The sequence below is a fragment of the Pseudomonas sp. GW821-FHT10B02 genome, from assembly GCF_059415665.1.
Genome location: NZ_JBWKNR010000004.1, coordinates 322,572 through 347,172, shown reverse-complemented (window position 1 = coordinate 347,172; position 24,601 = coordinate 322,572). Strand labels below are relative to the sequence as shown.

General features: G+C 60.8%; 20 protein-coding genes. 12 read left to right on the top strand and 8 right to left on the bottom strand.

Annotated features, from left to right (window positions below; all coding sequences use genetic code 11):
• Positions 1–8: 8 nt before the first annotated feature.
• From AC07OF_RS09425 to AC07OF_RS09405, 5 genes are all read right to left on the bottom strand, one after another.
• Entirely contained in the window at positions 9–1,256 is a 1,248-nt protein-coding gene (locus tag AC07OF_RS09425) for an ABC transporter permease (protein ID WP_157190948.1), read from the bottom strand.
• 64 nt (positions 1,257–1,320) lie between these two features.
• On the bottom strand, positions 1,321–2,355 hold the full coding sequence (locus AC07OF_RS09420; protein ID WP_157190947.1) for an ABC transporter substrate-binding protein: 1,035 nt from the start codon (positions 2,353–2,355) through the stop codon (positions 1,321–1,323).
• Positions 2,356–2,395: 40 nt separating this feature from the next.
• Positions 2,396–3,520 (bottom strand): ABC transporter ATP-binding protein, encoded by a 1,125-nt coding sequence (locus AC07OF_RS09415; RefSeq protein WP_157190946.1) that lies wholly within the window; start codon positions 3,518–3,520, stop codon positions 2,396–2,398.
• 269 nt (positions 3,521–3,789) lie between these two features.
• Positions 3,790–4,422, bottom strand: coding sequence for a response regulator (locus tag AC07OF_RS09410; RefSeq protein WP_174446954.1), 633 nt, complete (start codon positions 4,420–4,422; stop codon positions 3,790–3,792).
• Between the two features lie 7 nt (positions 4,423–4,429).
• Positions 4,430–6,820 carry a PAS domain-containing sensor histidine kinase gene (locus AC07OF_RS09405; protein WP_157190945.1) on the bottom strand — a complete coding sequence of 797 codons (2,391 nt, stop codon included), beginning with the start codon at positions 6,818–6,820 and terminating at the stop codon, positions 4,430–4,432.
• A 94-nt stretch (positions 6,821–6,914) separates the two neighbouring features.
• Here AC07OF_RS09405 and AC07OF_RS09400 point away from each other — a divergent pair, with 94 nt between their 5' ends.
• Positions 6,915–7,919: an alpha/beta hydrolase family protein gene (locus AC07OF_RS09400; RefSeq protein WP_495072784.1), complete on the top strand. Its 1,005-nt coding sequence runs from the start codon at positions 6,915–6,917 to the stop codon at positions 7,917–7,919.
• On the opposite strand, the gene AC07OF_RS09395 is transcribed toward AC07OF_RS09400, so the two are convergent.
• The 3 genes from AC07OF_RS09395 to AC07OF_RS09385 are packed head-to-tail and all read right to left on the bottom strand — an operon-like array spanning position 7,916 to position 10,375.
• Complete coding sequence (locus tag AC07OF_RS09395; RefSeq protein WP_495072783.1) at positions 7,916–8,680, bottom strand: DnaJ domain-containing protein; 765 nt, start codon at positions 8,678–8,680, stop codon at positions 7,916–7,918. The two genes, AC07OF_RS09400 and AC07OF_RS09395, sit on opposite strands and share 4 nt — an antisense overlap.
• Before the next feature lies 1 nt (position 8,681).
• A complete protein-coding gene (murU, locus tag AC07OF_RS09390; protein WP_157190942.1) occupies positions 8,682–9,353 on the bottom strand; it encodes an N-acetylmuramate alpha-1-phosphate uridylyltransferase MurU in 672 nt (223 codons plus the stop codon).
• The gene (locus AC07OF_RS09385) at positions 9,350–10,375 is read right to left on the bottom strand and encodes an aminoglycoside phosphotransferase family protein (RefSeq protein ID WP_157190941.1); all 1,026 of its coding nucleotides are present in this window, start codon (positions 10,373–10,375) and stop codon (positions 9,350–9,352) included. The genes murU and AC07OF_RS09385 overlap by 4 nt, the downstream gene beginning before the upstream one ends.
• A gap of 130 nt (positions 10,376–10,505) precedes the next feature.
• On the opposite strand from AC07OF_RS09385, the gene AC07OF_RS09380 reads away from it, so the two are divergent.
• The 11 genes from AC07OF_RS09380 (at position 10,506) to AC07OF_RS09330 (ending at position 24,571) form a co-directional block, all read left to right on the top strand.
• Complete coding sequence (locus AC07OF_RS09380; RefSeq protein ID WP_495072782.1) at positions 10,506–13,355, top strand: LPS-assembly protein LptD; 2,850 nt, start codon at positions 10,506–10,508, stop codon at positions 13,353–13,355.
• Positions 13,336–14,652: a peptidylprolyl isomerase gene (locus AC07OF_RS09375; protein WP_157190939.1), complete on the top strand. Its 1,317-nt coding sequence runs from the start codon at positions 13,336–13,338 to the stop codon at positions 14,650–14,652. The genes AC07OF_RS09380 and AC07OF_RS09375 overlap by 20 nt, the downstream gene beginning before the upstream one ends.
• Complete coding sequence (gene pdxA / locus AC07OF_RS09370) at positions 14,649–15,638, top strand: 4-hydroxythreonine-4-phosphate dehydrogenase PdxA (RefSeq protein WP_157190938.1); 990 nt, start codon at positions 14,649–14,651, stop codon at positions 15,636–15,638. The genes AC07OF_RS09375 and pdxA overlap by 4 nt, the downstream gene beginning before the upstream one ends.
• A complete protein-coding gene (gene rsmA / locus AC07OF_RS09365) occupies positions 15,635–16,441 on the top strand; it encodes a 16S rRNA (adenine(1518)-N(6)/adenine(1519)-N(6))-dimethyltransferase RsmA (protein ID WP_157190937.1) in 807 nt (268 codons plus the stop codon). The genes pdxA and rsmA overlap by 4 nt, the downstream gene beginning before the upstream one ends.
• 105 nt (positions 16,442–16,546) lie before the next feature.
• Positions 16,547–16,927 (top strand): Co2+/Mg2+ efflux facilitator ApaG/CorD, encoded by a 381-nt coding sequence (gene apaG / locus AC07OF_RS09360; RefSeq protein WP_038606039.1) that lies wholly within the window; start codon positions 16,547–16,549, stop codon positions 16,925–16,927.
• Positions 16,927–17,802 carry a symmetrical bis(5'-nucleosyl)-tetraphosphatase gene (locus AC07OF_RS09355; RefSeq protein WP_157190936.1) on the top strand — a complete coding sequence of 292 codons (876 nt, stop codon included), beginning with the start codon at positions 16,927–16,929 and terminating at the stop codon, positions 17,800–17,802. Before apaG ends, AC07OF_RS09355 begins: the two co-directional genes overlap by 1 nt.
• A gap of 14 nt (positions 17,803–17,816) precedes the next feature.
• The gene (gene glpE / locus AC07OF_RS09350) at positions 17,817–18,146 is read left to right on the top strand and encodes a thiosulfate sulfurtransferase GlpE (protein ID WP_476446440.1); all 330 of its coding nucleotides are present in this window, start codon (positions 17,817–17,819) and stop codon (positions 18,144–18,146) included.
• A gap of 282 nt (positions 18,147–18,428) precedes the next feature.
• Positions 18,429–20,351: a PrkA family serine protein kinase gene (locus AC07OF_RS09345; RefSeq protein ID WP_157190934.1), complete on the top strand. Its 1,923-nt coding sequence runs from the start codon at positions 18,429–18,431 to the stop codon at positions 20,349–20,351.
• A 104-nt stretch (positions 20,352–20,455) separates the two neighbouring features.
• Positions 20,456–21,727: a YeaH/YhbH family protein gene (locus tag AC07OF_RS09340; protein ID WP_038606029.1), complete on the top strand. Its 1,272-nt coding sequence runs from the start codon at positions 20,456–20,458 to the stop codon at positions 21,725–21,727.
• Entirely contained in the window at positions 21,724–23,286 is a 1,563-nt protein-coding gene (locus tag AC07OF_RS09335; RefSeq protein WP_157190933.1) for a SpoVR family protein, read from the top strand. Before AC07OF_RS09340 ends, AC07OF_RS09335 begins: the two co-directional genes overlap by 4 nt.
• A 55-nt stretch (positions 23,287–23,341) precedes the next feature.
• Entirely contained in the window at positions 23,342–24,571 is a 1,230-nt protein-coding gene (locus tag AC07OF_RS09330; protein ID WP_495072781.1) for a multifunctional CCA addition/repair protein, read from the top strand.
• The last annotated feature ends 30 nt before the right edge of the window (positions 24,572–24,601 follow it).

Here is a 24,601-nt window from a genome sequence, read left to right as displayed (position 1 = left end):
AACGCTCCTCAGCTCAGACGCAGGCGGCTGGCACCGACCAGCCAGCTATAGATCAGGTACAGAATTACGGTAGCGAGCAGCAGCAGACCGCCCAACGCAGTAGCCATACCCCAGTTGATGCTGGTGTTGGTATAGAACGCCACGAAGTAGCTGACCATCTGATCGTTCGGGCTGCCGAGCAGCGCCGGGGTGATGTAGTAGCCGATGGCCAGGATGAACACCAGCAGACAGCCCGCGCCTACACCTGCGTAGGTCTGCGGGAAGTACACCCGCCAGAAACTGGTGAACGGATGGCAGCCCAGGGAGATCGCTGCACGCATGTAGGTGGGTGAGATGCCCTTCATCACGCTGTAGATCGGCAGGATCATGAACGGCAGCAGAATGTGGACCATGGAGATGTATACACCGGTGCGGTTGAATACCAGCTCCAGCGGTTTGTCGATGATGCCCAGGGCCATCAGTGCGCTGTTGATCAGACCACCCGATTGCAACAGCACAATCCAGGCGGCAACCCGCACCAGAATCGAGGTCCAGAACGGCAGCAGTACCAGGATCATCAACAGGTTGCTCTGCCGGGTTGGCAGGTTGGCCAGCAAATAGGCCAGCGGATAAGCCAGCACCAGGCAGATGGCGGTGATGACAAAGCCCATCCACAGGGTACGGGTGAAGATGTCCAGGTAAATGGCCTGGTCCGGGGTGGCCTTGGCCAGCTCGCCGAGATCATCGATGCGGTGGTCCAGAGCCGCCAACAGGTAGAACGGGGTGACGCTACTGGTGTTACGGCGAATAGCCTGCCAGTAGGCCGGATCGCCCCAGCGCTCGTCCAGCTCTTGCAGTGCTTCTTTATAAGAAGCCGGCTCGGTCTTGAACGGCAAGGCTCGGGCGGTTTTCGCCAGCAGGCTGCGATAGCCGGCCAGCTCCATGTTCAGACGCTTGGAGGTGTCGCCGAGGGTCTGGTTCTTGCGCGCCTGGCCAAGGTCTTCGCTCAGTGCCTTGTACACCGACTCGTCCGGCAGGCCCTTACCGTCCCACTGCGTGACCGCCGCAACGGTCTGCGGCAAGCCTGTGACAACTTCCGGGTTACCGACGCTCTTGTAGAGCAGCGCGGCAATCGGCACCAGGAAAACCAGCAGCAGGAATAGCGCCAGCGGCGCGATCAGGGCTTGCGCCTTCCAGCGGTTGACCCGCTCGGCACGCGCCAGACGCTGCTTGAGTGTGGAACCGGCGCCTTCATTCAGGGGCACTGCGATGGCCATAGCGAACTCCGAAATCTTGAGAACAGGAAGCGTCGGCGACGTGCCGACGCTCCATCAGCCGACCTTACTTGGCAGCCCAGGCGTTGAAGCGTTGCTCCAGTTGCTCGCTGTTGTCGGCCCAGAAGGCGACGTCGATCTGCACCTGGTTGGCAATGTTTTCCGGGGTGGTCGGCATGTCTTTCTTGATCTCGTCGGAGAGCAGGCTCACCGCTTTGGAGTTGGCCGGACCGTAGGCAATGTTTTCCGAGTAGATCTTCTGCTGCTCAGGCTTGACCGAATAGGCGATGAACTTCTTGGCTTCTTCGGCATTTTTCGCGCCCTTCGGGATGGCCCAGGCGTCGAAATCGTAGATGCCGCCGTTCCATACCACCTTCAGGTTGCTTTCTTTCTGTACTGCGGCGATCCGGCCGTTGTAGGCCGAGCTCATGACCACGTCACCCGAGGCCAGGTACTGTGGCGGCTGAGCGCCAGCTTCCCACCACTGGATGCTTGGCTTGAGTTCGTCGAGTTTCTTGAAGGCGCGATCCTGGCCTTCTTTGGTGCCGAGCACCTTGTAGACATCTTTAGGCGCGACACCGTCGGCCATCAGGGCGAATTCCAGGGTGTACTTGGCGCCCTTGCGCAGACCGCGCTTGCCCGGGAACTGCTTGGTGTCCCAGAAGTCGGCCCAGCTGGTCGGCGCGGTTTTCAGTTTGTCGGCGTTGTAGGCCATCACCGTGGACCAGACGAAGAAGCCTACGCCGCACGGTTGAATAGCACCCGGGACATAATCGGACTCGTCGCCGAACAGCGCCGGATCGAGTTCTTCGAACATGCCTTCGTCACAACCACGGGCCAGTTCCGGCGACTCGACTTCAACCAGGTTCCAGGACACGCTCTTGGTGTCGACCATGGCTTTGACCTTGGCCATTTCACCGTTGTACTCGCCCGCAACGATCTTGCCGTTGCCAGCCTTTTCCCATGGCTCGTAGAACGCTTTGGTCTGGGCTGCCTTGTTGGCACCACCGAAAGAGATCACGGTCAGGTCAGCCGCCGCCATGGCCTGGCCCGCCGCAAACAGCCCCAGCGTCAGAGCGGTCAACTTCAAGTGCTTTAGCATTATTATTTTCTCCACAGTACAGGGTTGGTGAAGCAAACCTTCAATTGGCTTCCAGGATCGGATCGAGCGCGCGGGCGTGCTCCACTTCCCAGCCAAGCGGTACCACGTCGCCCACGGCCAGGGCCGGGTCGAGTTCGGCAATCGGCTGCTTCACGAAGAAATCGGCCTTGCCGCATACCTCCAGACGAACCCGTACGTGGTCGCCCAGATAGATGAATTCGGCCACTCGCCCGGAGAAGCGGTTGACGCAGCTCTCGCTGTGGCCATTGAGGCGTACGCGCTCGGGGCGAATCGACAGGGTCACCGGCTCGCCGCTCTCGCCGACATTGACTGCCAATGCCTCGACCTTCTCACCGCGGGCCAGTTGCACCAGGCAACGCTCGCCGTCCTGACTGATCAGGCGGCCATTGATGCGGTTGTTTTCACCGATGAAGTTGGCGACGAAGGTGTTCTTCGGCTCTTCATAGAGAGTGCGCGGGTCGGCGATCTGCTGGATTTCGCCCTGATGGAACACGGCCACGCGATCCGACATGGTCAGCGCTTCGCCCTGGTCGTGGGTTACATACACCACGGTGACACCCAGGCGCTGGTGCAGGTGTTTGATTTCCATCTGCATGTGTTCACGCAGCTGCTTGTCGAGCGCGCCGAGCGGTTCGTCCATCAGTACCAGCTGTGGCTCGAACACCAGTGCCCGCGCCAGGGCCACCCGCTGCTGCTGGCCGCCGGACAACTGGCCGGGATAGCGCTTGGCGAACGCATCGAGCTGGACCATGTTGAGCACGCGCTTGACCCGCTCGCTGATGTCGGTCTTGCTCAGGTTGCGCACACTCAAGGGGAAGGCGAGGTTCTCCGCCACGGTCATGTGCGGGAACAGTGCATAGTTCTGGAACACCATGCCGATGTCGCGTTTGTGCGGCGGCACGTTGTTGATCGAGCGTCCGGCCAGCTGGATCTCGCCGGCGGTCGGGGTCTCGAAGCCTGCCAGCATCATCAGGCTGGTGGTCTTGCCGGAGCCGGAAGGGCCGAGCAAGGTCAGGAATTCGCCTTTGCGAATATCCAGATTGAGGTCTTTGACGATCAACGTTTCGCCGTCATAGCTCTTCTGCACACCGCGGAAGCTGACCAGCACTTCGCCGGCTGCAGCGCTCGAATTCACCTCACTCATACCCGTACCTTCTTGTTGGATGACTGCGTGCTGACAGCCTAGTGAAGGGGCGAGGCGGCGCAAATCGGGGGTGGAGAGAGATTGGTATCAGCAGGATGGAAGGTTTGGGGTAGGGATTGCCCTACAAGGATGGCGTTTTTAGACATGAGTCACCCAGGACCACCGCTATCGCTGGCAATGCCAGCTCCCACAAAAGGCCAGCTGCATGTAACCCTGTGGGAGCTGGCCTTGCCAGCGATGAATGCGACGCGGTGTCGTTTCTGGAACACTCAGAGCAACTTGTGCTCCATGGCGTACTTCACCAACTCCGCCAGCGAGTTCACATTGAGCTTCTGCATCAGGCGCGCCTTATGGGTGCTGATGGTCTTGTTGCTCAGTGCCAGCTGCTGGGCGATATCGTTGACATTGGCGCCTTGGGCCAGGCGCTCGAACACCGAAAACTCGCGCTCCGACAGCAGCGAATGCAGGGGCCGGGCATCAGTCAGGCCGACCTCGAAGACCATCCGGTCAGCCAGATCCGGATCAATATACCGACCACCGCCGGCCACCCGCCGAATGGCCGTCAGCAACAAGGCCGGATCGCTGTCCTTGGTCGCATAGCCCGCAGCACCGACCTTCAGCGCCCGCGCGGCCATCTGCGCCTCGTCATGCATCGACAGCACCAGGATCGCTGGCGGGTTGCTCAAGGCGCGGATCCGCGGAATTGCCTCAAGGCCATTGACCCCGGGCATGGAAATATCCAGCAGCACCACTTCGCAATCGGTATGGCGCAAAGTCTCCAGCAATTGCTCGCCATTACCGGCCTCCCCTGCCACCTGCATATCCTTGGCCAGGCCAATCAACTGCTTGATGCCTTCACGAACGATGGTGTGGTCTTCGGCAACCAGAACTCGAATCACAATACCGCTCCTATTTCAGGGGAATTGCCACGCTCAGGCTGGTGCCCTCGCCCGGCTCGCTCTCCAGGGTCATTTGTCCGCCCAGCATCAGTACCCGCTCCCGCATCCCGACCAGACCGAAAGATGTCGGGCGGTTTTCATCCAGCGCAAAGCCGATGCCATCGTCGATAACCGTCAAACGCAGGGTGCGACCGTCCAGGCTCAAGCTGATCTGCACAGTATGCGCCTGGGCGTGACGCATGACATTGGTCAGCGCCTCCTGCAGGATGCGGAACAGGCCAATGGCCTTGGCATCGCTCAACGGCGGCAGGTTTTCCGGGACCTGGACCAGACAAGGAATCTGCGTGCGTGCCTCGAAACGCCGCGCCTGCCACTCGATCGCCGAGGCGATGCCAGCATCCAGAATCGGCGGTCGTAACGCGGTGGCGACATCTCGAACCAACTGGAACAGTTGGGCAATCAGGCGTTTCATGCTGGCCAGGCGCTCGTTGAGGCCGGGATCGAGGTCAGCGTAGGCCAGCTCGCACATCGACGTTTCCAGCTTGAGCACCGTCAGCATCTGCCCCAGTTCGTCATGCACTTCCCGGGCGATACGGGCTTTCTCTTCTTCACGGACACTTTCCAGGTGCGCCGACAGATCGCGCAATTGCTCCTGGGAGCGGGCCAGCTCCAGCTCGGCCCGCTTGCTCTGGGTAATGTCCCAGACCACGCCGTCCCAGACCACGCGGCCATCGCCCAGGCTACGGGTACTGGCCTTGATATCAGCCCAGCGCTGCTCACCCTCGCGGGTCAGGATGCGCCCCTGCCAGGACCAGTCGCGGTCGGTGGCCAGGGCCAGGTCCTGGACCTTGTGGTAATCGGCCCGGTCATCCGGGTGAACCAGGTTGCGCAGGCCCATGTCCGGATGCTGCAAGGCGGCCGGGGTATAACCGACCAGGGCCTCGCTGCCTTCACTGATGTAGGGGAATTCCAGCTCGCCTTCAGCCGGGTTGCGCTCAAGCCGGAACACCAGCCCCGGAACGTTGCCGGCAATCCCCTTGAGCCTGGCTTCGCTTTCGCGCAAGGCAGCCAGGGCCCGACGCCGTTCGGTCACGTCGGTGAGAAACACCACCAGGTACTCGGCATCGCGAAAGCGCAAAAAGCTCAGCGACACATCCACCGGCAGCAGGCTGCCATCGGCGCGCAGGCACTGGGTTTCGAAATGCAGGGCAACATCGTTGCTGGCCCGTGCGCCTTTCCACAGTTCAAGCCAGCGGTCCATATGCAGTCCGGGCTCGAAGTCGATCAGTGGCCGGTCGACCACCGCACCCTCGGCATAGCCAAGCATGTTTTCAGCGGCGCGGTTGGCATAACGCACATGGCTATCCCAGTTGACCCAGAGAATGCCCACCGTGCTCTGGTCGATGGAGAACTGACTCAAGCGCAAGGCCTCTTCCCGTGCCTGACGCTGGTTGATGGTCTCCCGCGCAGCCAGCAGGTGGTGCTCCAGCTGACGCAACTGGCGCCGCTGCCACACCACGATGGCAATGCAGCTGAACAACAGCGCAGCAAGCAGTAGTCCCAGGTTCTGCCAGAAACCCGGCGATTCGCTCAAGCGCGGGTACTTGGGTTCCAGCCAGCGCTGGTGCAACTGTTCCAGGTCCTTGGCCGGGATGGCCTGCAGACCGCGCTCAAGAATCTCTGCCAGCTGCGGCCAGTCACGTCGCGAGGCAACCCGCAACAATTGCGGCAGGCCGATATCGCCGACCACCGCCAGGTCGCTGAACTCGCTTTCTCGCGACAGCCGGCTTAGCTGCGCTTCATCCACCACGGCGTAGCGGGCTTGTTCGCTGAGTACCAGCTGCAGCGCCTGACGTTCCTCGGGAACGCCTTGCAAATTGAGGTTCGAGTAGGTGGCGCGCAGGTAGTCGGCCACCGCGCTGGGCATGCGCACCGCGACCCGTTCATTGTCGCCGAGCTTCTCAAGATCCACCGCCACCGCCCCACTGCGCGGCCCAACGATCAACTGCGGCACACGCATGTACGGATCGCTGAATAGCCACAAGCGCAGGCCGGCCGGTGTCTGGGTCAGGCCTGGCGCCAGATCGACCTCACCAGCCACCAGCGCCCGCTCCAGCGCGGCCTGATCCGGGAAGTTACGCCAGGTCAGGTCCAGCCCCAGCGAACGACCCAGCCAGTTCATCAGCTCGACGTTGACCCCATACAGCTGCTGCAGGCGACGATCGAACTGGGCAAACGGTGCTTGCAACACCAGCCCGACCCGCAGGCTGCGGTGCTGCTCGAGCCATTGCTGTTGCGCAGGGTCGAGAACCACAGCGGTCGACGTGCTTGCCGGGACCGCCCAAGCGATCAAGGACCAGCACAAACAGCCGATAACCAACAGGCAGCGCAGTGACTTCATCTAAACGCTCATCAAAGAATGGATGGCCGCCGAGCATGGCCGTCCCGGACAAATACTATTAGGCTGCCGGTATTATTCTGGCCTGGACCACTCCATGTTCGCACTTTTTCGCACGACGCTTCCGGCGTTTTGCCTTGTATTGATACTACCTTGTAGCGCACAAGCGGCTGCAGATGAAACACCGCAAGCTGCTGAAAACACGCCACCGGCAAGCGTCCAGCGCCAACCGCTGGCTGAACGCAGCCAGGAAGATGCCCAGGCGCTGGAGCGGCAGGTTCCCCAGGCCGAGCAACAAATGCTGCAAGCCGGCAGCGACAACTTCCTCGCGCTGTGGAAACCGGCCAACACCAGCGAACCCGAGGGCGCACTGATCATCCTCGCCGGTGCTGGCGAAACCGCCGACTGGCCAAAGACCGTCGGCCCGTTGCGCCGCAAGTTTCCGGACGCCGGCTGGCATAGCCTGAGCCTGAGCTTGCCGGACCTGCTGGCCGACAGCCCGCAAGCACGCGTCGAAACTGCACCGGCTCCAAGCCAGCCGGTGGCCCAAAGTCAGAGCGCACCGGCCAAGGACACGCCTGACGACGCCAATGCCAGCGTCGAAAAAGCCACGACCGCCGAGAGTGAAGCCAGCGAAAGTGCAGACCGGTCCGAGGCCCCAGGCATCAATGACAAAGCCGATGCCGAGCGCATCTTTGCCCGTCTCGATGCCGCTGTGGCCTACGCCCAGCAGCACAACGCACGCAGCATCGTCCTGCTGGGCAATGGCAGTGGCGCCTACTGGGCTGCCCGCTATCTCAGCGAACGGCAACCGGCACAGGTGCAGAAACTGGTGATGGTCACAGCACAAACGCCCGCTCAAGCCGAACAGAGCCTGGACGCCCTGACGCCTTCACTGAAAGTCCCCACCGCGGACTTCTTTTACACCAACCAGCCCCAGGCGCGACGCGCTGCCGAGCAGCGTCTGCAAGCCAGCAAACGGCTCAAGGACCACAATTATCGTCAGGTAGGCTTGACCGCCATGCCCGGTAACAGCGCAGCAGAACAGGAGCAACTGTTCCGCCGCGTGCGTGGCTGGCTCAGCCCGGAAAAGCTTGATTAGAAACCGCGGCGCTGGCGGATGATCGCGTAGGCCTGGTGCAGCTCGCGGGTGCGCTCGGTGGCTTCGCGCACCTGGGATGGGCTGGCGCCACTGCCGACCAGCTTGTCCGGGTGGTGGCGGCTGACCAGCCGCCGATAGGCCTGTTTGATCTGGCCCGGCTCAGCGTGCGCCTCAACGCCGAGCATGCGCAAAGCGTCCTGATAACCGAGGTTGGCGCTGGATAAGCCCGCCCGCTGGGGCTCATATTCCAGCGCCAGTGCCTGGACCTTGGGCGCCGACCACCCCAACTGCTGCCCCCAGTCGAGCAACAGTTCGCGTTCGTGTCGACCTGTCCGGCCATCGGCCCAGGCCATGCGCAAGCACGCGCGCAACATGCCCTCGGCGGCATGGGGCTGTTGCCGCAAACGACGCAGGTAGACACCCAGGCGGTCCTTGCCACTCTTGCCGCGGTTGAACGCGGCAATCGCCCGGCGACGCGCAGGCTCACTCATTTCCAGGCGCTGCATCTCCTGACGCGCCTGCTGGATATGCCCGTCGACCACCCGCCCGTCACTCTTGGCCAGACGCCCAAGCAGCACGAACAGCACCTCATCGTCACGCAAGACCGGACGTCCACCCAGACGTTCCCGGACATGCGCCCAACTGTGCAACTGCAAGCGGCGGTCCATCGCCTGACCCAGCAACGCCCCCAGCAATGCCCCTGGAATGCTGGCAATGGCGAAGCCGGCCCCGGCACCAATCACTGTGCTCGGCCACAACATGTCAACGGCGTCCTTTGATCAGTTGTTCGACTTCCGCCAGACGCTCCTGCGTACCGACATCCACCCAGTGACCACTGAAATGTTCGCCACTGACCTGACCCGCTGCCATTGCCTGACGCAACAGCGGTGCCAGTTTGAAGGCTCCGGCCGTACAGTCTTTGAACAAGGCCGGATCAATGACGGCGATGCCGCTGTAGGTCAGGGTGTCTGCCCCGTCCTGACCGTCACTGACCAACCCCTGCTGCAGGCAGAAATCGCCCTTGCCGTGATGGCCCGGGTTATCGACCAGCACCAGATGGGCAAGGCCTGCAGGCTTTTGCGGCAAACGGCTGAAGTCGTAATCGGTCCAGACATCACCGTTGACCAGCACAAAGGGCTCATTACCGAGCAACGGCAGGGCCTTGAAGATCCCGCCCCCGGTCTCCAGCGGCTCGCCCTCCGGCGAGTAGCTGATGTTCAGGCCCCAACCGGCACCGTTACCCAGATGAGCTTCGATCTGCGCACCGAGCCAGGCATGGTTGATCACCACCTCCTTGAAACCTGCTGCCACCAGGGCGCGCAGGTGGTACTCGATCAGCGGCACGCCCGCCACCGGCAGCAGGGGCTTGGGCGTGTGCAGGGTCAGCGGACGCATCCGCTCGCCCTTGCCCGCCGCGAGAATCATTGCCTTCATGGACGCGCTCCAGCCTCAGCCTGCAGACTCTCGATCAACTCATCCAGCTCGGCCAGTTCAGGACGGCGGGCAATCACTTCATCTATATAGGCAAAGAAGCGTGGTACGTCGGTCAGGTAGCGTGGCTTGCCATCACGGTGGCAGATCCGCGCGAAAATACCGATGACCTTGAGGTGCCGCTGCACGCCCATCAGGTCGCTGGCGCGGTAGAAGTCCTGGAAATCGGCCTGCACCGGAATGCCTTTGGCCTGCGCCCGGTCCCAGTAGCCCTTCAACCAGCCTTCGACCCGCGCTTGCGGCCAGCTCAGGAACGCATCTTTGAACAGGCAGGTGACGTCATAGGTGACCGGCCCATACACGGCATCCTGGAAATCCAGTACGCCAGGGTTCGGAACGCTCTGCATCAGGTTGCGTGGCATATAGTCGCGGTGCACCAGCACCTTGGGCTGGGCCAGGGCGCTGTCGATCAGCAGTGTGCTGATGCGCTGCCAGGCGGCCAGTTGCCGGTCAGTGAAGCCCAGACCCAGTTCGCGCCCCACGTACCACTCGGGAAACAGCTCCAGCTCGCGACGCAAAAGGGCCACATCGTAGCTCGGCAACGGCGCGTCCATCGGCAATTGCTGGAACGCCAGCAGCGCATCGATGGCGTCATTGAACAAGCCATCGGCATTGTCGGCATTGATCACATCGAGATAAGTCTGGGTACCCAGATCGCTGAGCAGCAGGAACCCGCGCTCCAGATCCTGCGCATGAATTACCGGGACATTGACCTTGGCAGAGGCCAGCAAGTGCGCGATATCAACAAAAGGACGGCAGTTTTCCTGCGGCGGCGGTGCGTCCATGACAATAAAACTGTGGCCTTCGGCCTGCCAGCGGAAGTAGCGGCGAAAGCTCGCATCGCTGCTCGCAGCGGTCAGGCTGGCCGCTGGAACCGCACCCCAGCCCTGTTTATCGAACAGATCGGTCAGTTGTGCATCGAGCCAGACAGTGAGGTGTTGCAGGCGTACATCGTGATCAGGCATTACAAGGGTCTCCGACGGCCCTAGCCGTCAAGCGGGTCATGCTTTATTATCCAGCATCTTTTTCAGACCATCGAGAGGCGTGCGGCCCCACACGCGGGCAGATGGCACGCAGGAAGCCCGGACTAATAAGATGGCATTGAAATCCCCCGCGTTTCGTAAAAAATTCCCGTTGCTGGTCACCGGCGGTCTGCTGGCGCTGCAACCTCTGGCCACCTCGTATGTGGTCGCCGCAGAGCAATTCGACTGCCAAGTGTCCGCTGCCGGAGGCTGGGACTGCAAGCCCAAAGCCAATGCTGCCGCGCTGCCGCCTCGTCCGGTGCATCCGGGTGCAGCTGCCAGCTCGACGGGTGAAGCCACCGCTGAGAGCGGCGAAGCCGTCGAAGAGGCCGGCAAGGGCCCGATGCTCGTTACCGAGAGCAAAGGCCGTGTGCTGAAATCCCGCAGCGCCGACTACAGCCACCTGGACTGGGTTCCGCGTGATCAGCTGACCCCTGCCCAGCTCGCCGAAACCGGGCCGTACTGTGCCGGCGCCTATATCGAGCCGACCCGTCCGGGCATGGATGACACCACGCCAAAAGACGAAGCCCCGACCTTCATCGGTGCCAAGGTTTCCCGCTACCAGCAAGAGCAGCAGATCGCCACCCTCGCCGGTGATGTGGTCATGCGCCAGGGCAGCATGCAGGTTGAAGCCGACGAGGCCAACCTGTACCAGGCCGAGAATCGTGGCGAACTCGCCGGCAACGTCAAGATCCGTGACAACGGTTCGCTGGTGGTTGGCGACCATGCCGACATTCAGCTCGACACCGGTGAAGCCAAGGTCGACAACGCCGAATACGTGATGCACAAGTCGCGCATCCGCGGTAGCGCGCTGTACGCCAAGCGCGCCGAGAACGCCATCATCCGCCTCAAGGATGGTACCTACACTACCTGTGAGCCGAACAGCAACGCCTGGCAGCTCAAGGGCAACAACATCACCCTGAACCCGGCCACCGGTTTCGGTACCGCGACCAACGTCACCCTGCGGGTCAAGGATATTCCGGTGTTCTACACGCCGTATATCTACTTCCCGATCGACGACCGCCGCCAGTCCGGCTTCCTGCCGCCATCGTTCAGTACCAGCAGTGACACCGGCTTCATGCTGGTCACGCCGTACTACTTCAACCTGGCGCCAAACTACGACGCCACCTTGTATCCACGCTACATGGCCAAGCGCGGCATGTTGATGGAAGGCGAGTTCCGCTACCTGACCAAGTCCAGTGAAGGTCAGTTCGGTGGTGCTTTCCTGAATGACAAGGAAGACGAGCGCAAAGAACAGACCGACTACGAAGACCAGCGCTGGATGGTCAACTGGCAGCACAAGGGCGGCCTTGACGAGCGTCTGCTGACTGAAGTCGACTACACCGACATCAGCGATCCGTTCTACTTCCAGGATCTGGAATCGGATCAGATTGGTGTCGAAAGCCAGGACTTCCTCAATCAGCAAGGTGCCTTGACCTGGCGTGGCGACAGCTACACTGCGCGCTTGAACGTGCAGGCCTTTGAGCTGGCGACCATTTCGCAGATCACTCCGTATGACAAGCTGCCACAAGTCACCATCAACGGGATGCTGCCTTATCATCCGGGTGGCCTGGACCTCAGTTATGAGACGGAAGCTGTTCGGTTTGACCGTAATTTGAAAAATGACCTAGTTTTCGACGAGGATGGTAATCCAGACCTCACTGCTGGCGCTGTTACAGATGCATCTGGCAATGTCATTGGTGGCAAAAGGCTTGACGAAAACGTATTCGGTCTGGCCCGCGCAAACGGCACCCGCCTGAACGCAGCACCGAAAATTAGCCTGCCTCTTACCGCGACCTACGGTTACCTGACGCCTTCGATCAAGTATATGACCACTCATTACGATCTTGATCTGGACAGTAAAGGCAAGAACGATCTGGCGACCGCAACCCCTGAGTTTGTAGACCTGCAGGGTAACTTCAAAGGCACGCAAAATCGCAATGTGCCCATTTTCAGCGTAGACAGCGGCCTGTACTTCGACCGTAACACTCAGTGGTTCGGGAAAAACTATCGCCAGACCCTGGAACCGCGCCTGTACTACCTGTATGTGCCCTATGAAGACCAGAAGGATATTCCAATCTTCGACTCTGGCGAGAGCACGTTCAATTACAGCTCGCTGTTCCGTGATAACCGCTTCGCCGGTATTGACCGTATTGGCGACGAAAACAAGCTGTCGCTGGGCGTGACCAACCGCTGGATTGAAGAAAACGGCTTCGAGCGCCAAACATTCAGTATTGGCCAAGCACTGTACTTCAAGGACCGCAAGGTCCAGCTTCCAGGCATTGACTGGAAAACCCGTGATGACGCCCAATCGGATGTATCGCCTTACGCGCTGGAGTACGCCTACCGCTTCAACCGCGACTGGCGCTTCAACTCCGACTTCAACTGGGACCCGGACAGCCACAGCACCCGTTCGGGCAGCGCGATGTTCCACTACCAGCCTGAAGACAACGTCAACAAGGTTGTTAACCTCGGTTACCGCTACCGCAATGACACGGTCTCCTACAACAGCACTACCGGCCAATGGCAAGTAGGCGGTGGCGACTACGGCAAACCAGGCGACCCGAACTACATCAAGGACTACTACAAGATCCAGCAACATGACTTCTCGGTCATGTGGCCGATCGTTCCGCAGTGGACCGCGATCGCCCGCTGGCAGCACGACTACAACCGCAACCGTACCCTGGAAGCCTTCGGTGGTTTCGAGTACGACAACTGCTGCTGGAAGCTGCGTCTGATCAACCGTTACTGGATTGACTACGACGATTTCAGCCAGGCAACTCCGCAAAACGAAAAAGGTGACCACGGCGTCTTCCTGCAGGTTGTGCTGAAAGGCCTCGGCGGCGTAGTGGGCAATAAGGTCGAGTCTTTCCTCGACAAAGGCATTCAAGGTTATCGTGAACGTGAAGACCAAGCTTACTGATTGTCTGCGCCCGCTGTTGCTGGGCGCTGTATTGCTGAGCGGCGCGGCGCATGCCGCGGTGCAACCACTGGATAGCGTTGTGGCCATCGTCGATAACGACGTGGTCATGAAGAGCCAGCTGGACCAGCGCGTGCGTGAAGTGCAGCAGACCATCGCCAAGCGTGGCGGCGCTGTGCCGCCTGCTGGCGTGCTCGATCAACAGGTGCTTGAACGCCTGATCGTGGAAAACCTGCAACTGCAGATCGGCGACCGCTCCGGCATCCGCATCACCGACGAAGAGCTGAACCAGGCCATCGGCACCATCGCCCAGCGCAATGGCATGAATCTGGAGCAGTTCCGCGCAGCCCTGGCCCGCGACGGCCTGTCCTATGACGATGCTCGCGAGCAAGTTCGTCGCGAGATGATCATCAGCCGTGTGCGTCAGCGTCGTGTCGCCGAGCGCATTCAGGTGTCGGAGCAGGAAGTGAAGAACTTCCTCGCCTCGGACATGGGCAAGATGCAGCTGTCGGAAGAGTTCCGTCTGGCCAACATCCTGATCCCTACCCCGGAACGTGCTGATTCGGCCACCATCCAGGCCGCAGCCAAGCAAGCGGAGCAGGTTTACCTGCAACTCAAGCAGGGGGCCGATTTTGCTCAACTGGCCATCGCCCGCTCGGCAAGCGAAAGCGCGCTGGAAGGTGGTGAGATGGGCTGGCGTAAAGCGGCTCAGCTGCCACCTCCCTTCGACCGCATGCTCAGCTCGATGTCGGTGGGTGATGTCACCGAGCCGGTCCGCACCCCGGGCGGCTTCATCATCCTCAAGCTGCAGGAAAAGCGTGGCGGTCAGACCATGGTCCGTGACGAAGTGCACGTTCGCCACATCCTGATCAAACCTAGCGAGATCCGCAGCGAAGCGGCTACCAAAGCACTGGCAGAGAAACTCTACGAGCGCATCCAGAACGGTGAAGATTTCGCCCAGCTGGCGAAGAGCTACTCCGAAGACCCGGGTTCGGCTCTCAACGGCGGCGACCTGAACTGGATCGACCCGAATGCCCTGGTGCCCGAGTTCCGTGAGGAAATGGCCAACGCCCAGCAGGGCCAGGTCACCAAACCGTTCAAAACCCAGTACGGCTGGCATGTCCTCGAAGTCATCGGTCGTCGCGCCACTGACAGCACCGAGCAAGCCCGTGAGCAGCAAGCGATGAACGTACTGCGTAACCGCAAGTACGACGAAGAGCTGCAAACCTGGCTGCGTCAGATCCGTGACGAAGCCTACGTTGAAATCAAGCTTCCTGGCGCCGATCAGGCCTCCCAGTGAAACTTCAGCGCTTCGCCCTCACACCCGGTGAGCCGGCCGGTATAGGTCCCGACCTGTGCCTGCTGCTCGCCGCGCAAGCCCAGCCTCACCCCCTGATTGCCATCACCAGCCGTGACCTGCTCGCCGAGCGGGCCACGCAGCTGGGTGTGGCTGTCAATCTGCTCCCGGTCAGCCTCGACGCACTTCCAGACCAGCCTGCTCCAGCCGGCAGCCTGTATGTCTGGGATACACCACTGCAGAACCCGGTGGTGGCTGGCCAGCTGGACAAGGCCAATGCCGCTTTTGTCCTGGAAACCCTGACCCGCGCAGGCCAAGGCTGCCTGGATGGGCATTTTGCCGGGATGATCACCGCGCCCGTGCACAAGGGTGTGATCAACGAGAGCGGTATCGCCTTTTCCGGTCATACCGAATTCCTCGCCGACCTCACCGGCACTGCGCAAGTGGTGATGATGCTGGCCACTCGCGGCTTGCGTGTGGCCCTGGTGACCACTCACCTGCCCCTGCGCGATGTAGCCGACGCCATCACCCCGGAACGCCTGGAACGCGTCACGCGGATCCTGCACGCCGACCTGCAACAGAAGTTCGGCATCGCCAATCCGCGCATCCTGGTCTGCGGCCTGAACCCGCACGCCGGTGAAGGTGGCCACCTTGGCCATGAAGAAATCGACACCATCGAACCCACATTGGCGCGCCTGCGCAGCGAAGGCATGGACCTGCGCGGCCCGCTGCCCGCCGATACCCTGTTTACCCCCAAATATCTGGAGCACTGCGACGCAGTGCTGGCGATGTACCACGACCAGGGCTTGCCCGTACTCAAGTACAAGGGCTTTGGCGCCGCCGTCAACGTGACTCTGGGCCTGCCGATCATCCGCACGTCGGTCGATCACGGCACCGCCCTGGATCTGGCCGGCAGCGGCAAGATTGACACCGGCAGCCTGCAAGTCGCCCTGGAAACCGCCTACCAGATGGCCGAGACCCGACTATGAGTGAGCAATACCAACACCGGGCGCGCAAGCGCTTCGGCCAGAACTTCCTGCACGATGCCGGGGTCATTGACCGCATCCTGCGCTCAATCCACGCCAAGGCGGGCGATCGCATGCTGGAAATCGGCCCGGGCCAGGGCGCCCTGACCGAAGGCCTGCTGGGCAGCGGCGCACAGCTTGACGTGGTCGAGCTGGACAAGGATCTGGTGCCGATCCTCAACCAGCAATTCGCTGGCCGCGACAACTTCCGCCTGCACCAGGGCGACGCCCTGAAGTTCGACTTCACCAGCCTGGGCGCCGCGCCGAACAGCCTGCGCGTGGTCGGCAACCTGCCGTACAACATCTCCACGCCACTGATCTTCCACCTGCTGGCCAATGCCGAGCTGATCCGCGACATGCACTTCATGCTGCAGAAGGAAGTGGTCGAGCGCCTGGCTGCAGGTCCCGGTGGTGGCGACTGGGGCCGCCTGTCGATCATGGTCCAGTACCACTGCCGGGTCGAGCATCTGTTCAACGTCGGCCCCGGTGCATTCAACCCGCCACCGAAGGTCGACTCGGCCATCGTGCGCCTGGTTCCGCACGAAACCCTGCCGTTCCCGGCCAAGGATCACCGCCTGCTTGAGCGCATCGTCCGCGAAGCCTTCAACCAACGCCGCAAGACCCTGCGCAATACCCTCAAGGCCCTGCTCAGCAGCGAAGCCATCGAAGCCGCTGGCGTCGACGGCAGCCTGCGCCCGGAGCAGCTGGACCTGGCCGCCTTCGTCCGCCTGGCTGACAAGCTGGCCGAGCAACAAGGCAGCCACTAAGCCGCTGCAACGGCCAGTCATGCCCGCATGACTGGCCGGCAACCCCGCCAATAGCCTAGACTGGACGCAATTGCCGTATCCGCGTCTGCTTCCAAGGCCCCTTGCATGTCTGATCCCCGCTACCAGATCGACGTCAGCGTCGTGACCCGCTTTCTCAAAGAACAATCCGACCCCGAAAACGAGCGTTTCGCCTTCGCCTACACCATTACCGTGCAGAACAATGGTTCGGTGCCAGCCAAACTGATGTCGCGCCACTGGCTGATCACCAATGGCGATGGCCAGGTCGAAGAGGTCAAGGGCGCAGGCGTGATCGGTCAGCAACCGCTGATCGAACCCGGCAAGAGCCATACCTACAGCAGTGGCGCAGTGATCAGCACCCAGGTCGGCACCATGCAGGGCAGCTACCAGATGTTCGCCGAAGACGGTAAGCGCTTCGAGGCCATCATCGCCCCGTTTCGCCTGGCCGTTCCCGGAGCCCTGCACTGATGGCGGTGTACGCAGTAGGTGACTTGCAAGGGTGCCTGCAACCGCTCAAGTGTCTGCTTGAACGAGTTAACTTCAACCCCGCCGTCGACCGCCTGTGGCTGGTCGGTGACCTGGTCAACCGCGGCCCGGAGTCGTTGGAAACCCTGCGCTTCCTGTATTCCATCCGTGAATCACTGGTGTGTGTGCTGGGTAACCACGACCTGCACCTGCTGGCGGCCTGGCACAACATCGAGCGTCTGAAAAAGAGCGACACCCTGCGCGAGATTCTCCAGGCGCCGGACGCTGACGAACTGCTTGACTGGTTGCGACAGCAAAAACTGCTGCACTACGACGAGCAGCGTGGCGTGGTCCTGGTCCATGCTGGCATTCCACCGCAGTGGACCCTGGGCAAGGCGCTGGAGCTGGCGAGTGAGGTCGAGGAAGTGCTGCGCGACGACAACCGCCTCAAGCCCTACCTGGACGGTATGTATGGCAATGAGCCGAACAAGTGGAGCAAAGATCTCAGTGGCGTGACCCGCCTGCGGGTGATCACCAACTACTTCACCCGCATGCGTTTTTGCACCAGTGAAGGCAAGCTCGACCTCAAGGGCAAAGAAGGTGTCGAGACCGCCCCGCCGGGCTACAAGCCGTGGTTCGCCCACAAAGGGCGGCGCTCGCGGCATGTGAAGATCATCTTTGGCCACTGGGCGGCACTTGAAGGCCGCTGCAAGGAGCCAGGCGTGATTGCCCTGGACACCGGCTGCGTCTGGGGCGGGGCGATGACCCTGTACAACGTCGACAGTGGCCAGTTCCATCGTTGCGACTGCACCGACGAAGGCACACCACGCCCTCTACCAGCGCCAGCACAACCCGCTAGAATAAGCGACCAGTCCTGAAGGAAACCGTACCCATGAGCGAATTCAAACGCATCCCTCCCGAGCAGGCTCAGGCGCTGCGCGAGCAAGGTGCGGTCGTGGTCGATATTCGCGACCCGCAAACCTATGCCCTCGGCCACATCACCGGTTCCAGGCATCTGGACAACCATTCGGTGGCAGATTTCATCCGCGGCGCCGACCTCGACGCCCCCACTGTGGTGGTCTGCTATCACGGCAACTCCAGCCAGAGCGCTGCCGCCTATCTGGTCAGCCAGGGCTTTTCCGACGTCTACAGCCTCGACGGTGGCTTTGAGCTGTGGCGTGGCACGTACCCGGCAGAAACCGCTCAAGGCACTACCGAATAATTTTTTTCACCTGCCGCAGCCCGCGTCCTGTGCGGGCTCGCGCCTGACCAGACGAACGGTCATGGCGAACTTCATGCGCAACCGCCCTTGACCTCCCCGATTACGAACTATCCTTAAGCCCAGGCCATCCAAAAAGGGGAGAGCCGGTACACCGGCGTGCGGGTCATCGGTAGCGAGTTCTAGGTGTTCTGGGGGGTATACAGCAATCGGCATTCGTCGATTGCATGCCAGCATCAGCTGACTGATCCGGCGTCGGCTCCACGTATCGAGCGAGGTGACGTCATGAGTATTTTTAGCCACTTCCAACAACGTTTCGAGTCCACCCGTCAGGAAGAACTTTCGCTGCAGGAGTACCTTGAGCTCTGCAAAAGCGATCGCAGTGCTTACGCGTCGGCGGCTGAACGCCTGTTGATGGCCATCGGCGAGCCGGAACTGGTCGACACCTCGAACAACTCAAGGCTGTCGCGAATCTTCTCCAACAAGGTGATCCGCCGTTATCCGTCCTTTGAGGACTTCCATGGCATGGAGGAGTGCATCGATCAGATCGTCTCCTACTTCCGCCATGCCGCTCAGGGCCTGGAAGAGAAGAAACAGATCCTCTACCTGCTCGGCCCCGTGGGTGGCGGCAAGTCCTCCCTGGCGGAAAAACTGAAGCAACTGATGGAGAAGGTGCCCTTCTATGCCATCAAGGGCTCGCCGGTCTTCGAATCGCCTCTGGGGCTGTTCAACGCCACGGAAGACGGCGCGATTCTCGAAGAAGACTTCGGTATTCCGCGGCGTTACCTGAATACCATCATGTCGCCCTGGGCGACCAAGCGACTGGCCGAGTTCGGGGGCGACATCAGCCAGTTCAGGGTGGTCAAACTGTACCCGTCGATCCTCAACCAGATCGCCATCGCCAAAACCGAACCGGGTGACGAGAACAACCAGGATATTTCCGCCCTGGTCGGCAAGGTCGATATCCGTAAACTCGAGGAATACCCACAGAACGATGCCGACGCCTACAGCTATTCGGGCGCACTGTGCCGGGCCAACCAGGGCCTGATGGAATTCGTCGAGATGTTCAAGGCGCCCATCAAGGTTCTGCACCCGTTGCTGACTGCCACCCAGGAAGGTAACTACAACAGTACCGAAGGCCTGGGTTCGATCCCCTATTCCGGGATCCTGCTGGCCCACTCCAACGAATCGGAATGGCACAGCTTCCGCAACAACAAGAACAACGAAGCGTTCATCGACCGGATCTACATCGTCAAGGTGCCTTACTGCCTGCGGGTCAGCGACGAGATCAAGATCTACGACAAACTGCTGTTCAACAGTTCGCTGGCCAAGGCCCATTGCGCACCCGATACCCTGAAGATGCTCGCCCAGTTCACCGTGCTGTCGCGACTCAAAGAGCCGGAAAACTCGAACATCTATTCGAAGATGCGCGTCTACGACGGCGAAAACCTCAAAGACACCGACCCGAAAGCCAAGTCGATCCAGGAATACCGCGACGCTGCCGGAGTGGACGAAGGCATGAACGGTCTGTCGACCCGCTTTGCCTTCAAGATCCTGTCGAAGGTGTTCAACTTCGATCCTCACGAGATCGCTGCCAACCCGGTGCACTTGCTCTACGTGCTGGAGCAGCAGATCGAACAGGAACAGTTCCCGGCCGAAGTGCGCGAGCGCTACCTGCGCTACCTGAAAGAGTACCTGGCACCGCGTTACATCGAGTTCATCGGCAAGGAAATCCAGACTGCTTACCTGGAGTCCTACAGCGAATACGGTCAGAACATCTTCGACCGCTACGTGCTGTACGCCGACTTCTGGATCCAGGACCAGGAGTACCGCGACCCGGAAACCGGCGAAATCCTCAACCGCATCGCACTCAACGAAGAGCTGGAGAAAATCGAGAAACCGGCGGGCATCAGCAATCCGAAGGATTTCCGCAACGAGATCGTCAACTTCGTGTTGCGCGCCCGGGCCAACAACAACGGCAAGAACCCGACCTGGCTCAGCTACGAAAAACTGCGGGTAGTGATCGAGAAGAAAATGTTCTCCAACACCGAAGACCTGCTGCCGGTCATCAGCTTCAACGCCAAGGCGAGCAAAGAGGATCAACAGAAACACAACGACTTCGTCACTCGAATGGTGGAACGCGGCTACACAGACAAGCAAGTTCGGCTGCTCTCGGAATGGTACCTGCGGGTCAGAAAATCGCAGTGACCGAGCTGTAAGTGGCAAGCCGCAAGCTCTGCGCCAGGCTCTTGTCAGCCGCCTGGCCCGGCTTGCGGCTTGAAGCTTGAGTCTTCAGCTCCCCGGAGGGGCCTATGAGCTATGTGATCGACCGACGCCTGAACGGCAAGAACAAGAGCACGGTCAACCGCCAGCGTTTCCTGCGGCGTTACCGTGACCACATCAAGAAAGCCGTCGAGGAGGCCGTAAGTCGCCGCTCCATTACCGACATGGAGCATGGTGAGCAGATCAGCATTCCCGGTCGTGATATCGACGAGCCGGTGCTTCACCACGGCCGCGGTGGCAAACAGACTGTGGTCCACCCAGGCAACAAGGAATTCACCGCCGGCGAACACATCGCCCGGCCACAGGGTGGCGGTGGCGGCGGCGGGCGAGGCAAGGCCGGCAATTCCGGCGAGGGCATGGACGAATTCGTCTTCCAGATTACCCAGGAGGAATTTCTCGAATTCATGTTCGAGGACCTGGAGTTGCCCAACCTGGTCAAACGCCACCTGGCCGGCACTGACACCTTCAAGACCGTGCGGGCCGGTATCAGCAATGAAGGTAACCCGTCACGCATCAACATCATCCGCACGCTGCGTTCGGCTCACGCCCGACGCATCGCGTTGTCTGGCAGCAGCCGCGCCAAACTGCGTGTAGCGCAAGAGGAACTGGCGCGACTTAAACGGGAAGAACCAGACAATTTCGGCGATATTCAGGAAATAGAAGCCGAAATTGAGCGCCTGAGCGCAAGAATAAACCGCGTACCTTTCCTCGACACCTTCGACCTCAAGTACAACCTGCTGATCAAGCAACCCAACCCCAGCTCGAAAGCGGTGATGTTCTGCCTGATGGACGTTTCCGGGTCCATGACCCAGGCCACCAAGGACATCGCCAAGCGTTTTTTCATCCTTCTGTACCTGTTCCTCAAGCGCAACTACGACAAAATCGAAGTGGTGTTCATCCGCCACCACACCAGTGCCCGTGAAGTCGACGAAGAGGAATTCTTCTACTCCCGGGAAACCGGCGGCACCATCGTCTCCAGTGCCCTGAAACTGATGCAGGAGATCATGGCCGAACGCTACCCGGCCAACGAATGGAACATCTACGCCGCCCAAGCCTCCGACGGCGACAACTGGAACGATGATTCACCGATCTGCCGCGAAATCCTCACCAAGCAGATCATGCCGTTCGTCCAGTACTACACTTACGTTGAGATCACCCCCCGCGAACATCAGGCATTGTGGTTCGAATATGAACGCATCGGCGAAGCCTTTGCCGATACGTTCGCCCAGCAGCAGCTGGTGTCGGCCGGCGATATCTATCCGGTCTTCCGTGAACTCTTCCAGCGCAGGTTAGTGACATGACCGCTAGAGAGCAGAAGCGCCACCCCATATCCACCGGGTCCGAATGGACATTCGAACTGATCCAGGCCTATGACCGGGAAATCAGCCGCCTGGCCGAGCGCTATGCCCTGGACACCTACCCCAACCAGATCGAAGTGATCACCGCCGAGCAGATGATGGATGCCTACGCGTCCGTCGGCATGCCTCTGGGCTATCACCATTGGTCCTACGGTAAACACTTCCTCAGCACCGAGAAGTCCTACAGCCGAGGCCAGATGGGCCTGGCCTACGAGATCGTGATCAACTCCGACCCGTGCATTGCCTACCTGATGGAAGAAAACACCATCTGCATGCAGGCCCTGGTGGTTGCTCACGCCTGTTACGGGCACAACAGCTTCTTCAAGGGCAATTACCTGTTCCGCACCTGGACCGATGCCAGCTCGATCATCGACTACCTGGTGTTCGCCAAGCAGTACATCACCCAGTGCGAGGAGCGCCACGGCATCGATGCGGTGGAAGACCTGCTCGACTCCTGCCACGCCCTGATGAACTACGGTGTCGACCGCTACAAACGCCCCTACCCGATTTCCGCCGAGGAGGAACGGCGGCGGCAGAAGGAACGCGAAGAACACCTGCAAAAGCAGATCAACGATCTGTGGCGGACCATTCCCAAAGGTGCCGACAAGAACAGCGACCGTGACAACGCGCGCTTTCCGGCCGAGCCGCAGGAGAACATTCTCTACTTCATCGAAAAACACGCACCGCTGCTCGAACCCTGGCAACGCGAGATCGTGCGCATCGTGCGCAAGATCGCCCAGTACTTCTACCCGCAACGCCAGACCCAGGTGATGAACGAGGGCTGGGCGACTTTCTGGCACTACACCCTGATGAACGACCTGTACGACGAAGGCCTGGTCACCGAGGGCTTCATGATGGAGTTCCTGCAGTCGCACACCAGCGTGGTGTTCCAGCCCGGCTTCGACAGCCCCTACTACAGCGGCATCAACCCCTATGCGCTGGGTTTTGCCATGTACCGGGACATCCGGCGCATGTGCGAACACCCCACCGAAGAAGACCGCCGCTGGTTCCCGGAAATCGCCGGCAGCGACTGGCTGTCGACCATCAAGTTCGCCATGAGCAGCTTCAAGGACGAGAGCTTCATCCTGCAGTACCTGTCACCCACGGTGATCCGCGACCTCAAGCTGTTCAGCATCCTCGATGACGACCAGCGCGATGACCTGCTGGTACCGGCCATCCATGACGAAAGCGGCTACCGGATCATCCGTGAAACCCTGGCCGCCCAATACAACCTGGGCAACCGCGAACCCAACGTGCAGATCTGGAGCATTGACCGTCGTGGCGACCGTTCCCTGACCCTGCGCCACCAGCAACACGATCGCAAGCCGCTAGGCGACTCGACCGAGGAGGTTCTCAAACACCTGCACCGCCTCTGGGGCTTCGATATCCACCTGGAAACCCTGCAGGGTGACCAGATCATGAAAACCCACCACGTGCCGCCCAAGGGCGAGCATGGCGAGGCCGAGTACGGGCGCCTGGACCTGGCGGTCGTGCACCTCTAGCCAGCCCTCCGTTGCTGCCAGACAGGGTATCCTGTGGCATCAACGGAGGATTTTCATGCAGATCTACAAAGTCGGCGGTGCCGTACGCGACCGCCTGCTCGGCCGGCCGGTCAGTGATATCGACTGGGTTGTGGTCGGCGCTAGCGCAGAGCAAATGCAGGCACTCGGCTATCGGCCCGTGGGTGCCGACTTTCCGGTGTTCATCCACCCCAAAAGCGGCGAGGAATACGCCCTGGCGCGCACCGAGCGCAAGAGTGGCCGCGGTTACGGTGGCTTCACCTTTCACGCCAGCCCCGAGGTAACCCTCGAGGAAGACCTGATCCGGCGCGACCTGACCATCAACGCCATGGCCGAAGATGAGCAGGGTAACGTCAGCGATCCTTATGGCGGCCAGAAAGATCTCGAAGCCCGAATTTTACGCCATGTTTCCCCGGCATTCGCCGAAGATCCCCTGCGGGTCCTGCGCGTCGCCCGCTTTGCCGCGCGCTATGCCGCAATGGGTTTCAAGGTAGCGCCGCAAACCATTGAGCTGATGCGCCAGCTCAGCGAATCCGGTGAACTCCAGGCACTCACCGCCGAGCGCAACTGGAAAGAAATTTCCCGGGCACTGATGGAGGATCAACCTCAGGTGTTCATTCAGGTGCTGCGCGATTGTGGCGCCCTCAAAGAGCTGATGCCTGAACTCGACACTCTGTTCGGCGTACCGCAACCTGCAGCCCACCATCCGGAAATCGACACTGGCATACACACCCTCTCGGTCCTCGCACAAGCCGCACAGCATCAGCAACCCCTGAGCGTGCGCTGGGCTTGCCTGCTCCACGATCTGGGCAAAGGGCTTACCCCGGAGGAGGAATGGCCGCGGCACATCGCTCACGAACAACGCGGGCTCAAGCTGATCAAAGCCGTCAACCAGCGTTTCAAGGTGCCACGTGAGTGTCAGGAGCTGGCGGCACTGGTCGGTGAGTACCACACGCACTGCCACCGCGCCCTGGAACTCAGGGCGTCGACCTTGCTTGAACTGCTGCAAAGCTTCGATGTTTATCGTCGGCCGCAGCGTTTTGAGGAGTTCATTGCTGCTTGTGAAATGGATGCTCGGGGACGCAAGGGACTGGAGCAGCGGCAGTACCCCCAAGCCGATTACCTGCGCGGTGCAGCGGCGGCAGCGCGGGCAGTACAGGTGCAGCCACTGGTGCAGCAAGGGCTCACTGGCCAGGCGCTGGGTGAAGCACTGAAGGGCGAGCGGCTGAAAGCGCTGCAGGTTTACAAGGACAGTTTCCGCAGCTGATACCGTGGCGCTCGCATCGCCGGCAAGGCC

Excerpts from the sequence above, each read along its gene's own strand:
- AC07OF_RS09425 (WP_157190948.1), bottom strand. The coding sequence starts at position 1,256 with ATGGCCATCGCAGTGCCCCTGAATGAAGGCGCCGGTTCCACACTCAAG.
- AC07OF_RS09420 (WP_157190947.1), bottom strand. The coding sequence starts at position 2,355 with ATGCTAAAGCACTTGAAGTTGACCGCTCTGACGCTGGGGCTGTTTGCG.
- AC07OF_RS09415 (WP_157190946.1), bottom strand. The coding sequence starts at position 3,520 with ATGAGTGAGGTGAATTCGAGCGCTGCAGCCGGCGAAGTGCTGGTCAGC.
- AC07OF_RS09405 (WP_157190945.1), bottom strand. The coding sequence starts at position 6,820 with ATGAAGTCACTGCGCTGCCTGTTGGTTATCGGCTGTTTGTGCTGGTCC.
- AC07OF_RS09400 (WP_495072784.1), top strand. The coding sequence starts at position 6,915 with ATGTTCGCACTTTTTCGCACGACGCTTCCGGCGTTTTGCCTTGTATTG.
- AC07OF_RS09395 (WP_495072783.1), bottom strand. The coding sequence starts at position 8,680 with ATGTTGTGGCCGAGCACAGTGATTGGTGCCGGGGCCGGCTTCGCCATT.
- murU (WP_157190942.1), bottom strand. The coding sequence starts at position 9,353 with ATGAAGGCAATGATTCTCGCGGCGGGCAAGGGCGAGCGGATGCGTCCG.
- AC07OF_RS09385 (WP_157190941.1), bottom strand. The coding sequence starts at position 10,375 with ATGCCTGATCACGATGTACGCCTGCAACACCTCACTGTCTGGCTCGAT.
- AC07OF_RS09380 (WP_495072782.1), top strand. The coding sequence starts at position 10,506 with ATGGCATTGAAATCCCCCGCGTTTCGTAAAAAATTCCCGTTGCTGGTC.
- rsmA (WP_157190937.1), top strand. The coding sequence starts at position 15,635 with ATGAGTGAGCAATACCAACACCGGGCGCGCAAGCGCTTCGGCCAGAAC.
- apaG (WP_038606039.1), top strand. The coding sequence starts at position 16,547 with ATGTCTGATCCCCGCTACCAGATCGACGTCAGCGTCGTGACCCGCTTT.
- AC07OF_RS09355 (WP_157190936.1), top strand. The coding sequence starts at position 16,927 with ATGGCGGTGTACGCAGTAGGTGACTTGCAAGGGTGCCTGCAACCGCTC.
- glpE (WP_476446440.1), top strand. The coding sequence starts at position 17,817 with ATGAGCGAATTCAAACGCATCCCTCCCGAGCAGGCTCAGGCGCTGCGC.
- AC07OF_RS09345 (WP_157190934.1), top strand. The coding sequence starts at position 18,429 with ATGAGTATTTTTAGCCACTTCCAACAACGTTTCGAGTCCACCCGTCAG.
- AC07OF_RS09340 (WP_038606029.1), top strand. The coding sequence starts at position 20,456 with ATGAGCTATGTGATCGACCGACGCCTGAACGGCAAGAACAAGAGCACG.
- AC07OF_RS09335 (WP_157190933.1), top strand. The coding sequence starts at position 21,724 with ATGACCGCTAGAGAGCAGAAGCGCCACCCCATATCCACCGGGTCCGAA.
- AC07OF_RS09330 (WP_495072781.1), top strand. The coding sequence starts at position 23,342 with ATGCAGATCTACAAAGTCGGCGGTGCCGTACGCGACCGCCTGCTCGGC.